Raw genomic sequence first — 11,733 nt, 5'->3', positions numbered from 1 at the left:
AATGCCCGATATCTGACGCACCTCCTGATTGGCATTTGAATCCTCTGAATGGAGTTCGAGTGCCTGATCCTGGACGGGAATGGTGGCGGATTCCTGATTTTGATGCCGCTGTCGGTGATATAAAGAATATCTGGGAAGCGTCGCGCTTTGACTGGACGTTGACCTTTGCCCAGAAGTCCTGTGTTGGCGGCTCTGCGGGAACTGTACAGTTAAACGCTTGGCTGGTGGATTGGTGCGTCAATAATCCTCCCTATTGCGGTCCTAACTGGAAGTGCGGCCAGGAGGCGTCCATTCGAGTCCTGCACTTGGCAATGAGTTCGGTCATTCTCGAACAGTTTGCCAGCCCATTACCAGGTCTCGTGGACCTGGTTCTGCTGCATCTCCAGCGTATTGAGCCGACGCTGAGCTATGCGATGGCTCAGGATAATAACCACGGGACTTCGGAGGCGGCTGCGCTTTTTGTCGGCGGTAGTTGGTTGACGTTAAGTGGTCGCCCTGAGGGCGAACGCTGGCAGCGTTTGGGGCGCAGATGGCTTGAAAATCGTGCCGCTCGGTTGATTGAGCAAGACGGCAGCTTCAGTCAGTACTCCGTCAATTATCACCGAGTGATGCTCGACACGTTTTCCATGGTTGAAGTCTGGAGAAAAAAACTGGCGCTCCCGGCGTTTTCTGCCACCTTCGAGCTCAGGGCTCGCGCAGCCGCGCATTGGTTATTTTCGTTAGTCGACGAGCATACGGGTGATGCTCCGAACATTGGCGCAAATGATGGCGCCCGACTGCTCCCACTGACGGATACGGACTATCGCGATTTCAGGCCTGCCGTCCAGTTGTCCATGGCGTTGTTTGCCGGAAAGAGAGCCTACGAAGCTGCAGGTGAGTGGGATCTGCCACTGCGCTGGCTGCTGCTGCCGAGTCCATCGGCTGTAGCGGCACGGCCAGCTAGTCAACTGTTTGATCATGGTGGTTATGCATTGTTACGGCGTGAGCAGACCTACGCCGTATTGCGCTATCCGCGATTCCGATTTCGGCCCAGCCAGGCAGATGCCCTGCATGTGGATCTATGGCGTGCAGGTATTAACTTGCTCCGGGACGCAGGTACTTTCAGCTACAACACCTCAGCGCAGTGGCTGAGTTATTTTCCTGGAACCGCCAGCCACAACACGCTTCAATTTGATGGGCGAGACCAGATGCCCAGGCTCAGCCGGTTTCTTTTTGGGGAATGGCTGCGAACGCGCGAGGTCGAAAGCCTGGTTGACCAGGTTGCCGCCAGCTCATGTGGCGCCACGTATGTCGATGGTAGCGGAGTCCGTCACGAGCGGCACGTCAGTCTGACGGATGTCGGCTTGCAGGTCAGAGATGAATTTACCGGGTTCAAGGATCGTGCAGTTCTACGATGGCGCTTGCAGCCGGGGGACTGGCGGCTTGAAGGCGACGTTCTGACCAACGGCTCGCATCGAATATCGGTCATTGGCAGCATGCCTATCGTTCGTCGAGAGCTCGTCCAGGGTTGGGAGTCTCGTTACTACTTACAAAAAACTGAAGTGCCGGTGCTAGAGGTTGAGGTGACTTCGGCGGGCGTTTTGACTACGGAGTATCACTGGTAGACATGAAAGTCCTTTATTTTCATCAGCATTTTTCGACTCCGAAAGGAGCGACCGGTATTCGGTCTTATGAGATGGCTTGTCGTCTGGTTGCCAGGGGGCACCAGGTGACAATGGTCTGTGGCAGCTATGGTGGTGGCCAAACCGGGCTGGAAAGCCCTTTCGTTGGTGGAAAACGCCAAGGTATGGTCGATGGTATCGAGATCATTGAATTTGACTTGGCGTACTCCAACAGCGATGGCCTGTTTGTCCGAGCGCTGAGCTTTTTGAAGTTTGCGGTGCGCAGTATCGGTATTGCGTTAACCGAGCGTTACGACCTGGTTTTTGCGACCACTACGCCGTTGACAGCTGGTATCCCCGGGATATTCGCCCGGTGGTTTCGCAATAAGCCTTTTATATTCGAGGTTCGGGATCTCTGGCCCGAGCTGCCGAAAGCGATGGGCGTCATTCGTAATCCAGTGATCCTTGCTGCCATGTCTTTCCTTGAGTGGGCGAGTTATCGTTCGGCTCACCGCCTCATTGGCTTGTCACCCGGTATTGTGAAAGGTATTGCGCACCGCGGTGTAGCACATGATCGAATCGAAATGATTCCAAACGGTTGTGACCTTGATATTTTCAATACGCATGCTGAGCCATGGTTGCCGGCTGGCGTGGATAAAAATCATCTGGTTGCGGTTTTTGCCGGCACTCACGGGGTGGCCAACAACCTGGATGCGGTACTGGATGCAGCTCGAGAACTGAAACTGCGAAAGCGCGATGATATCCGGCTGGTTTTGATCGGGCAGGGCAAGCTTAAACCCGCGCTTCAAAAACGCGCAGCGCAAGAACACTTGGACAATGTGATATTTCACGACCCGGTGAACAAGGCCCGGTTGTCAGGTTTGATGGCCAGCGCAGATCTAGGCCTGCAAATATTGGCAAACGTACCAGCCTTTTACTACGGTACGTCGCCTAACAAGTTTTTCGACTATATCGCTTCGGGGTTACCTGTTTTAAATAACTATCCTGGCTGGCTTGCTGAGATGATCGCCAAGGAAAACTGCGGTTTTGTCGTACCTCCCGACGATGCTGCGCTGTTCGCAGATGCTTTGATACAGGCGGCAGATGATCGTAACGACCTGCTGGACAAGGGCGCACGCGGTAGAGAATTGGCGGTCAGAGAGTTTGATCGACGCAAGTTGGCCGATCGATTTGTGGATTGGCTGGAGGGTGTTGCCAGATGATCAAGCGTGGGTTTGATTTATTTGCGTCCTTGCTTGGACTAATTCTGCTTTCCCCGGTCATAGCAGTAATTGCATGGAACATCCGCAAGAAACTGGGATCTCCCGTTCTGTTTCGTCAGGTACGTCCAGGTCGTCATGGCAAACCATTCGAAATGATCAAGTTCCGCACGATGCGAGATGCTCATGATGCGAACGGCGAGCCTTTACCAGACTCACAACGCATGACAGTCTTTGGGAGTTTCCTGCGGTCCAGTAGCCTGGATGAATTGCCCGAGTTGTGGAATGTGGTTAAAGGCGATATGAGTCTTGTGGGCCCTCGTCCGCTGCTTATGGAATATCTGCCTCTCTACAACGCAGAGCAATACCGTCGTCATGAGGTGCGCCCGGGCGTGAGTGGTTGGGCGCAAGTCAACGGGCGCAATGCAATCGAATGGGAAGAAAAGTTCAAGCTGGATACCTGGTACGTTGATAATCAGTCTTTTTGGCTGGATATTAAGGTCATTTTCCTGACAATCAAAAAAGTTCTGGTACGTGACGGTATCAGTGCCGAGGGCGAAGCTACAGCATCGAAGTTTACGGGCTCCAAGTCATGAGCCGCCTTGCGGTATTAGGTGCAAGCGGCCATGGCAAAGTCGTCGCGGATACAGCCGAATGCTGTGGATGGGACATCATTGAGTTCTTCGATGACGCGTGGCCTGGCTTGGTGCGAAATGGTGCCTGGAATGTTGTAGGCAACACCGAGAGGCTGATGGCCGCTGTGCATGAATATGACGGAGTGCTGGTGGCGATCGGCAACAATCGGGTCCGCCAAGCAAAACTGGGCCAACTAAAGGCGGCGGGCGCTAAACTGGTTACGCTGCGCCATCCGGGTTCAACAGTCAGCCGGTATGCCACGGTTGGTGAGGGATCGGTGATTTTTGCTGGAGCGGTTGTGAATGCCGATGCGAGAGTTGGCAGTGGCGCTATTCTCAATACGGGCTGCAGTGTTGACCACGATTGTCTATTGGGGTCGTGTGTGCACATCAGCCCCGGCGCCCGGCTTGCAGGGGGCGTCTGCGTTCAGGATATGAGCTGGATAGGCATAGGCGCCTGCGTACGACAACTTGTGAGCATCGGTTCAAAGGTCATGGTTGGCGCTGGAGCCGTAGTAGTCAGAGACGTGCCAGACGAGGTTACAGTCGCCGGAGTACCGGCCAGGTTATTGCACGGTTCTTGAAAAGTCGTCGCTGCGTGAACAACGTGTCGAGCGAATTGCAACGGGGCTCATGTTGACGAGTCTTTCATATTTTCGAATGAAAACTGACGGGTACTGGTTGTGTTGAATTCACCATTTTCTCCTTGGCCTTCTTTTACTGAAGAAGAGGCTGATGCCGTACGTGATGTGGTTCTGTCCAATAAGGTTAACTACTGGACCGGTACACAGGGGCGTGAGTTTGAAAAGGAGTTCGCGGCATGGGCGGGAACCGAATTCGCCATCGGGCTGGCCAACGGAACGGTTGCCCTGGACCTTGCCTTGAAGGCTTTGGGCATTGGTGCCGGCGATGAAGTAATTGTCACCTCACGCACTTTTCTTGCTTCTGTTTCAAGCATTGTAAATGCCGGGGCTGTTCCGGTTTTCGCTGATGTGGATCGCGATTCTCAGAACTTCAGCGCGCAGACTATCCGCGCTGTGCTGACTCCTCGCACCCGAGCCCTAATCTGTGTGCATTTGGCCGGCTGGCCTTGTGACATGGATCCGATCATGGCTTTGGCCGAGGAGTTCGATCTTAAAGTGATCGAAGATTGTGCCCAAGCTCATGGTGCTCGTTATAAGGGGCGCCCAGTGGGGTCAATTGGCCACATCGCAGCCTGGTCCTTTTGTCAGGACAAGATCATGACGACAGGCGGCGAGGGCGGAATGGTCACAACCAACGATCGTAAGCTGTGGTCGGATATGTGGTCGTTCAAGGATCATGGCAAAAGCTGGGAGGCAGTCTATGAACGTGACCATCCCCCTGGCTTTCGCTGGTTGCACGAAAGCTTCGGTACGAACTGGAGAATGCTAGAGGTTCAGGCCGTAATCGGTCGGATTCAACTCAAACGCATGACAGATTGGCAAGCCAGTCGGCTTGCGAATGCGGGTCAGATATGGGAGTGCGCCAGCCAACTCAAGGGGTTGCGTGTGCCAATCGCGCCTGAGGGTAGTGTTCACGCGGCGTATAAGTGTTACGTGTTTGTCGAGCCTCAGGCACTCAAGGCCGGGTGGGATCGTGATCGTATTCTGACGGAGATTTCGGCGCGAGAAGTTCCGGTATTTTCTGGGTCCTGCTCCGAGGTCTATCTCGAGAAGGCGTTTGACAATACTGGCTGGCGGCCAGCGAGCCGGTTGCCGGTGGCGAGAGAACTCGGCGAAACGAGTATGATGTTTCTTGTGCATCCAACGCTGACGCGGTCTGAAATTGAAAAAACATGTTCGGTCCTAAAAGCGGTCATGCAGCTAGCTACCGAGGAGTAATCGGTTAGTACATGGGTAGTGGCGTGTGTTTTTCCAACGCTTAAGGATTTTCTTAACGTCTTGGTCAACGAGAATCCTTCAAAAGTTTTCTTGCCGTTACCCAACAAGGCGCAGGTGTGATCTTAGGAGTAGCAGAGGTGTTTCAAGGTGTTATGGATAAGTTAAGAGTCTTTTTATTGGGGCTGACGCGACGGCAAAAACGCGCCTTTCAAGTAGTGACCGACGTTTTTCTCGTCTGGTTTGCTCTCTGGATGGCCTTTGTTGTTCGCTTAGGGGTTGATGAGTTGATCAATCCGTTCAAGGAGTACCTTTGGTTGTTCTTGAGCGCCACAATCGTTGCTATTCCTCTGTTTGTGCGTTTTGGTATGTACCGCGCGGTAATGCGCTACTTCGGCAACGACGCATTAATTGCTATTATTAAAGCTGTGAGTTTGTCGGCATTAATTCTCGCTCTGATAGTTTATTGGAACAACAATCAGCAAGCCTTCGTTCCGCGCTCGGTCATCTTCAATTACTGGGGATTGAGCATGATTATGATTGGAGGCCTACGTCTTGCGATGCGTCAATATTTTCTAGGCGATTGGTTTGCTGCTGCACAGCATGTTCCGTTCACTAGCCGAGACGATGGATTACCGAGGGTGGCTATTTATGGGGCTGGCGCAGCGGGTAATCAATTGGTTGCGGCCTTACGAATGGGTAGACTCATGCGTCCTGTCGCGTTTATTGATGATGATAGCAGTATTGCTGATCGGGTCATTTCGGGGCTGCATGTTTATAAACCCAAGCATATCCAACAGATGGTTGATATGACTGGCGCTCAGCAAATACTTCTTGCAATCCCTTCTGCCAATCGTGGGCGCCGCCGAGAAATATTGAGTTTTCTTGAGGGTTTTTCCCTTCACGTACAAAGCGTACCCGGGTTTATGGATCTGGCCAGTGGGCGAGTGAAGGTTGATGATATTCAGGAAGTTGATATAGCCGACTTGCTGGGTCGTGACTCCGTGCCTCCGCAAGATGATTTGTTGGAACATTGTATCAAGGGGAAGTCGGTCCTTATAACCGGGGCCGGCGGTTCAATAGGATCGGAACTCTGTCGACAAATTCTTGCTCTTCAGCCGACAACATTACTGCTTTATGAACATAGTGAGTTCAATCTCTACAGCATTTTGCAAGAGTTGGAACAGCGGGTTTTACGCGAGTCTTTGACTGTAAGATTATTACCTATCCTAGGGTCCGTCCGTAACCAGGAAAAACTCTTGGATGTCATGAATACTTGGCATGTTGATACGGTATATCATGCAGCAGCCTATAAGCATGTACCTATGGTTGAGCACAATATTGCTGAAGGAGTAATGAATAATCTGATAGGCACATTGAGCACTGCGCAGGCGGCTTTAAGAGCGAAAGTAGCGAATTTTGTGCTTATTTCTACTGATAAGGCTGTGCGTCCAACCAATGTAATGGGGAGTACCAAGCGTCTTGCTGAAATGACGCTGCAGGCATTGAGCAAGGAGATGGCTCCGGTCTTGTTTGGTGATAAAGCCAATGTTTCCTATATTAATAAAACCCGCTTCACAATGGTGCGTTTTGGGAACGTTTTGGGTTCTTCCGGGTCAGTGATTCCGTTGTTTCACAAGCAAATCAAGTCGGGTGGCCCAATAACAGTTACACATCCAAAAATCACTCGTTATTTCATGAGTATTCCCGAAGCCGCCCAATTGGTTATCCAGGCCGGCTCAATGGGACAGGGCGGGGACGTATTTGTTCTGGATATGGGCGAGCCAGTGAAAATCGTTGAGCTGGCAGAAAAAATGGTTCATTTATCGGGTCTGAGTATTCGCTCTGATAAGGCCCCTCAAGGTGATATCTCCATCGAGTTTACTGGGCTGCGACCGGGCGAGAAGCTCTATGAAGAACTTTTAATTGGTGACAATGTTGTAATGACGTCGCACCCGATGATTATGAGTGCTAGTGAGGACTATTTGTCTTGGGATATATTGAAGGCACGTCTGACAGAATTGCTTAATGCTGTTGAGAAGGACGATTACAGCCGCGTACGTCAGCTTCTACGTGAAACGGTCAGTGGTTACTCTCCTGACGGTGAAATCGTCGATTGGATATATCAGCAACGACGACTTGATCCCTGATTTTTCATCTAATTCAGGCGTTCGTGGTGACTTCATAAGTAAAAGTTTTTTGTTTGCTTAGAGCCAACTCTCCTCCAACCTCTTCGATCTCTTGGGATTGTCGAGAGGTTGGGGGGCATTGATTTGATTCGCAGCGCTTGGGTGATTCTCTCACTAATTCTAGTTTGATCGGCCTGGTGCAATTTTATGACCTGATTTTTAAACACACCCAGTTACTTATCAGTTTTTGACAGTCTCTAGCAATCACCTAAGTTAGAAAAGCAGCTTCGGAAAAGCTGCTTTTTTCTCTTACCGATATCATGGAGCGTCACCAATGCAAAACCTGTACATCTCATCCCTCATCTTCGCCTTCCTCACCAGCCTCTCCGTCGCCACCACCGCCGCGCCGTCCATCAAGCCGGAACCTCCGACCCCCATCTCCACCCAAATGACCAAGACCGAGCAGTCCACCAAGGTCAACCTCAACGCCGCCGACGCCGAGACCCTGCGTCGCGATCTATTCGGGATTGGTGCTTCCAAGGCGAAGGCAATCATCGCCTATCGCGAAAGCAACGGCCCGTTCACAGCGGTGGATGAGTTACTGGAAGTAAAAGGCATCGGCAAGGCACTGCTGGAGAAGAATCGCGACAGGTTGGTTATTGATTGAAGATGTAATAAAAGCGCAGAAGGCCGGTCATTGACCGGCCTTTTCTTTATCGGACCTAGCGCCTGGTAATTCGCAGGCAGCATTGGCACGAAACGTGGTTACCTCTTTCTTAGTGATTGTTCAACAATCTTGAGGTAACGATGACACTCACTTTGTCTTTAGCCGATCAGATCGCCCTGGAGCTTCGCGCCGACATTATCGGTGGACGGCTATTGCCAGGCATGCCGCTGGTCGAGGTTGATCTGGTCAAGGCCTACAACGCATCCCGCAATACGATTCGCGAGGCGCTGCATCGTCTGGGCCAGGAGGGCCTTACTCGCTATATCCGCAATAAGGGCGTGATGGTTCGGCGCCTGGAGCGGGCAGAAGTACGTGACCTCTTCGTCGTCCGCCGCACCCTGGAGTTGCAGGCGATAGCCCAGAGCGGGCCGCTGACGGACGTTCAATCGACACGTATGCAAAGCGCCATTGACTCCACCCACTTGGCCCGGGAGCGCGAAGATTGGCGAGCCGTGGCCACCCACAGTCTTATGTTCCACCAACAGATCATCGCCTTGATGGGCAGCCCATTGTTCGACGAGTTTTTCGCCCAGGTGATTGCCCAGTTGCGCCTGGCGTTCTGCGCCGCGCCGGATGAGCAACGTTTCCAGTCACCCTGGCTGGAGCGTGACCATGAGATATACACACTGCTAACCAGCAACCAAACCCAGGCCGCCAGCGAGGCGATGAGCCTGTACCTGGACGATTCAGAACGCCTTTCCCTCGCCCTGTTTGATCACCCTTGATAGAGGACATGCCCCATGTACAAAGACTACCCGGCCGCGTACCAGGTCAGCAAAGGCTCAGCATTGCAGGTGGATACGGCGTTCTATGAGCGTATTCGTGATCAGAAAACCCAGCGCACGTTGATCGAACAGTTCGAGGTGCCGATCCGTACGGGGAGGGCGTGGAAGGTGCCGGCCGGGCATGTGTTTCGTGTGACCACGCCGGTGGGCCCGCAGGTGGGAGATTTCAATGTCTGGAACGCCAACGACCCACGCGAACGTTTGTGGGCTGCGCGCACCAGGCAATTGCAAGGCGCTCATGTCAGCACTCATGATCGGTTGTGGTCGAACCTGCCCTTTTTAAGGCCCTTGGTCACGATCACCGATGACAGCCTGGCCAGCTACGGCATTGATGAGCACGGTGGGCGTTTGCATGATTTGTTGGGCACGCGGTGCGACCCCTATGTGAACCGTATGCTGACGGGGGAGGACTTTCATCACCATTGCCACTCGAACCTGACCCGTGCGGTATTGCCCCATGGGCTGACGGAGTTCGATGTGCATGACGTGTTGAATATTTTCCAGTGCACCGGGCTCAATCACGATGACATGTACTTTATGAAGGCCTGTCCGGCGCAGAAGGGCGATTACCTGGAGTTCTTTGCCGAGATTGATCTGCTGTGTGCGCTGTCGACGTGCCCTGGCGGGGACCTGTCGCTGCCGATGTGGGGGCCGGAGGCGCAGGACCCGTTGACGGTGTGTCGTCCGTTGGGGGTTGAGATCTATAGGCTGGAGGATGAGTTGCTCAGTGGCTGGAGCCAGCCGGAGCGTGCGGCCTATAAGGGGCAACATGGGTTGCATATTGCCAAGGCGGATTGGGAGTAGGGGGGGCTGCTTCGCAGCCCAGCGGGAGCAAGCTCCCTCGCCACGGGGTTACACGCGTTTTATCTGTCTTGCGCATCCTTGGCGTCCGCCTGCGCATTTCGCTCGGCCACGCGTTTGCGTTGTTCGTCGGTGAGTTCGACTTTGTTGGCGCTGTCACGCAGCATCATCAGGCCACCGACGATCGACCCGATCGCTACTACCATAATCAACCATGCATACCACGGCATAAGGCTCTCCTTGAGGCAGATGTCCGTGGGAAAGCTTCCCACGGTAATGACTGCTTTGAGTCACGGGCTTTCTGAGTAGTTCAGTGTAGGCCCGTTCTGCCTCATAGGCGCTATTGTCCGGTCAACATCGCATCTGCCGGCGCATCGACACGGTCTTGTGCGGTCAGCTGGAAGTAGATGAAGCCCACTGCCATAAAACCCAGGAAGATCAGCCCGATCAAGGCATTGAACCAGGCCATCGCCACCAGGCATACCACCGCCAGCACCAGCGCAATGCCTGGCACGATGGGGTAGCCCGGTGCGCGGAAGGTGCGCTCCAGCAACGGCTCGGTCCTACGCAGTTTGAACAGGCTGAGCATGCTCATGATGTACATGACGATGGCACCGAACACCGCCATGGTGATCATCGCGGCGGTCAGGGTCATGCCGCCCAGGTTGATCAGGCCGTCGCTGTAGATAGCGGCGATGCCCACCACGCCGCCGGCGACGATGGCCCGGTGCGGTGTCTGGAAACGTGAGAGTTTGGCCAGGAAAGACGGCAGGTAACCGGCACGGGCCAGGGCGAAGAACTGGCGCGAGTAGCCGAGGATGATGCCGTGGAAGCTTGCCACCAGGCCGAACAGGCCAATCCATACCAGCATGTGCAACCAGCCGGAGCTGTCACCCACCACGGTTTTCATCGCTTGGGGCAGTGGGTCGTTGATGTTCGAGAGGGTGCGCCAGTCACCCACACCACCGGCGAAGAACATCACGCCCATGGCCAGGATCACCAGGGTGAGGATGCCGCTGATGTAGGCCTTCGGAATGGTGCGCTTGGGGTCCTTGGCTTCTTCGGCGGCCATGGCCGCGCCTTCGATGGCGAGGAAGAACCAGATGGCGAAGGGGATGGCGGCAAACATCCCGGCAATTGCCGGGGCGCCGAAGGTGTCGGAACCGGCCCAGCCGTTGAGGGCGAAGTGGCTGAAGCTGAACGCAGGGGCGACCACCCCCATGAACACCAGCAGTTCGGCGACGGCGAGCACGCAGACGACCAACTCAAAGGTGGCGGCGAGTTTCACCCCGAGGATATTCAGGCCCATGAACACGATATAAGCGCCGACGGCGGCGTGCTTGGGGTCGAGTGCCGGGAACTGCACGTTCAGGTACGCACCAATGGCCAGGGCAATCGCGGGCGGGGCGAAGACGAACTCGATCAAGGTGGCCAAGCCGGCAATCAAGCCGCCTTTCTCACCGAAGGCGCGACGGCTGTAGGCAAAGGGGCCTCCTGCGTGGGGAATCGCAGTGGTCAGTTCGGTGAAGCTGAAGATGAAGCAGGTGTACATCGCGGCGACCATCAACGAGGTCACCAGAAAGCCCAAGGTACCGGCGACGCCCCAGCCGTAGCTCCAGCCGAAATACTCGCCGGAGATCACCAGCCCCACGGCAATGCCCCATAGATGCAAGGTACCCAATGTGGGTTTGAGTTGTGTGTTCATTGTGCTGCGCTCCTTGAACTGTTTGGAATGATTCAAGGTGTTGCAGTGGCTATGCCAAGCCTCAGAACTATGTCGTAAAGCAATGCCTATGTCGCCGAAGGGACGGTTTGGCGTTTGAATGCGGCATGAGTTGCACCACATAAGTGCGGTGGTGCCTTGGCGGGCGCTTTCGCGGGCAAGCCCGCTCCCACACTTGACCGAGTTTTAACTGAAAGAACGCAGTCGAATGTGGGAGCCGGGCTTGCCTGCGAAGAGGCCCCCCCAGCCACGG

Annotated in this window: 11 protein-coding genes; 9 read left to right on the top strand and 2 right to left on the bottom strand. The window is 54.2% G+C overall.

The features are described 5' to 3' along the window. The first annotated feature begins 59 nt into the window (after positions 1-59). From GIV26_RS14000 to GIV26_RS13960, 9 genes are all read left to right on the top strand, one after another. Positions 60-1,604 carry a heparinase II/III family protein gene (locus GIV26_RS14000; protein ID WP_236281151.1) on the top strand — a complete coding sequence of 515 codons (1,545 nt, stop codon included), beginning with the start codon at positions 60-62 and terminating at the stop codon, positions 1,602-1,604. 2 nt (positions 1,605-1,606) lie between these two features. Continuing rightward, on the top strand, positions 1,607-2,824 hold the full coding sequence (locus GIV26_RS13995) for a glycosyltransferase family 4 protein (protein ID WP_034126701.1): 1,218 nt from the start codon (positions 1,607-1,609) through the stop codon (positions 2,822-2,824). Next, positions 2,821-3,417, top strand: coding sequence for a sugar transferase (locus GIV26_RS13990; RefSeq protein WP_034126702.1), 597 nt, complete (start codon positions 2,821-2,823; stop codon positions 3,415-3,417). Before GIV26_RS13995 ends, GIV26_RS13990 begins: the two co-directional genes overlap by 4 nt. After that, positions 3,414-4,040 carry an acetyltransferase gene (locus GIV26_RS13985; protein ID WP_034126703.1) on the top strand — a complete coding sequence of 209 codons (627 nt, stop codon included), beginning with the start codon at positions 3,414-3,416 and terminating at the stop codon, positions 4,038-4,040. Before GIV26_RS13990 ends, GIV26_RS13985 begins: the two co-directional genes overlap by 4 nt. A gap of 99 nt (positions 4,041-4,139) precedes the next feature. Continuing rightward, positions 4,140-5,318 carry a DegT/DnrJ/EryC1/StrS family aminotransferase gene (locus tag GIV26_RS13980; protein WP_236281148.1) on the top strand — a complete coding sequence of 393 codons (1,179 nt, stop codon included), beginning with the start codon at positions 4,140-4,142 and terminating at the stop codon, positions 5,316-5,318. A 152-nt stretch (positions 5,319-5,470) separates the two neighbouring features. Continuing rightward, positions 5,471-7,465: a polysaccharide biosynthesis protein gene (locus GIV26_RS13975; RefSeq protein WP_034126705.1), complete on the top strand. Its 1,995-nt coding sequence runs from the start codon at positions 5,471-5,473 to the stop codon at positions 7,463-7,465. Positions 7,466-7,778: 313 nt separating this feature from the next. Next, positions 7,779-8,111: a ComEA family DNA-binding protein gene (locus tag GIV26_RS13970; protein WP_034126706.1), complete on the top strand. Its 333-nt coding sequence runs from the start codon at positions 7,779-7,781 to the stop codon at positions 8,109-8,111. 140 nt (positions 8,112-8,251) lie between these two features. Beyond that, positions 8,252-8,896, top strand: coding sequence for a GntR family transcriptional regulator (locus tag GIV26_RS13965; protein WP_236281145.1), 645 nt, complete (start codon positions 8,252-8,254; stop codon positions 8,894-8,896). Positions 8,897-8,911: 15 nt separating this feature from the next. After that, complete coding sequence (locus tag GIV26_RS13960) at positions 8,912-9,760, top strand: urea carboxylase-associated family protein (protein ID WP_105226230.1); 849 nt, start codon at positions 8,912-8,914, stop codon at positions 9,758-9,760. A 59-nt stretch (positions 9,761-9,819) separates the two neighbouring features. Here GIV26_RS13960 and GIV26_RS13955 read toward each other — a convergent pair whose 3' ends face one another. Together GIV26_RS13955 and eat are read right to left on the bottom strand one after the other, a co-directional pair. Continuing rightward, entirely contained in the window at positions 9,820-9,987 is a 168-nt protein-coding gene (locus tag GIV26_RS13955; protein ID WP_003172675.1) for a DUF2897 family protein, read from the bottom strand. A gap of 110 nt (positions 9,988-10,097) precedes the next feature. Continuing rightward, on the bottom strand, positions 10,098-11,462 hold the full coding sequence (eat, locus tag GIV26_RS13950; protein ID WP_072446717.1) for an ethanolamine permease: 1,365 nt from the start codon (positions 11,460-11,462) through the stop codon (positions 10,098-10,100). Between the last annotated feature and the right edge of the window lie 271 nt (positions 11,463-11,733).

Source organism: Pseudomonas sp. PA-1-3F, from assembly GCF_021609665.1.
Lineage (GTDB): Bacteria > Pseudomonadota > Gammaproteobacteria > Pseudomonadales > Pseudomonadaceae > Aquipseudomonas > Aquipseudomonas paracarnis.
The sequence above is the reverse complement of the archived record's forward strand: the minus strand, read 5'-3'. Positions and strand labels throughout refer to the sequence as shown.

Bases quoted from the DNA above. Each gene is read 5' to 3' on its own strand.
- GIV26_RS13995 (WP_034126701.1), top strand. From the start codon at position 1,607: ATGAAAGTCCTTTATTTTCATCAGCATTTTTCGACTCCGAAAGGAGCG.
- GIV26_RS13965 (WP_236281145.1), top strand. From the start codon at position 8,252: ATGACACTCACTTTGTCTTTAGCCGATCAGATCGCCCTGGAGCTTCGC.
- GIV26_RS13970 (WP_034126706.1), top strand. From the start codon at position 7,779: ATGCAAAACCTGTACATCTCATCCCTCATCTTCGCCTTCCTCACCAGC.
- GIV26_RS13960 (WP_105226230.1), top strand. From the start codon at position 8,912: ATGTACAAAGACTACCCGGCCGCGTACCAGGTCAGCAAAGGCTCAGCA.
- GIV26_RS13990 (WP_034126702.1), top strand. From the start codon at position 2,821: ATGATCAAGCGTGGGTTTGATTTATTTGCGTCCTTGCTTGGACTAATT.
- GIV26_RS13955 (WP_003172675.1), bottom strand. From the start codon at position 9,987: ATGCCGTGGTATGCATGGTTGATTATGGTAGTAGCGATCGGGTCGATC.
- GIV26_RS13975 (WP_034126705.1), top strand. From the start codon at position 5,471: ATGGATAAGTTAAGAGTCTTTTTATTGGGGCTGACGCGACGGCAAAAA.
- eat (WP_072446717.1), bottom strand. From the start codon at position 11,462: ATGAACACACAACTCAAACCCACATTGGGTACCTTGCATCTATGGGGC.
- GIV26_RS13985 (WP_034126703.1), top strand. From the start codon at position 3,414: ATGAGCCGCCTTGCGGTATTAGGTGCAAGCGGCCATGGCAAAGTCGTC.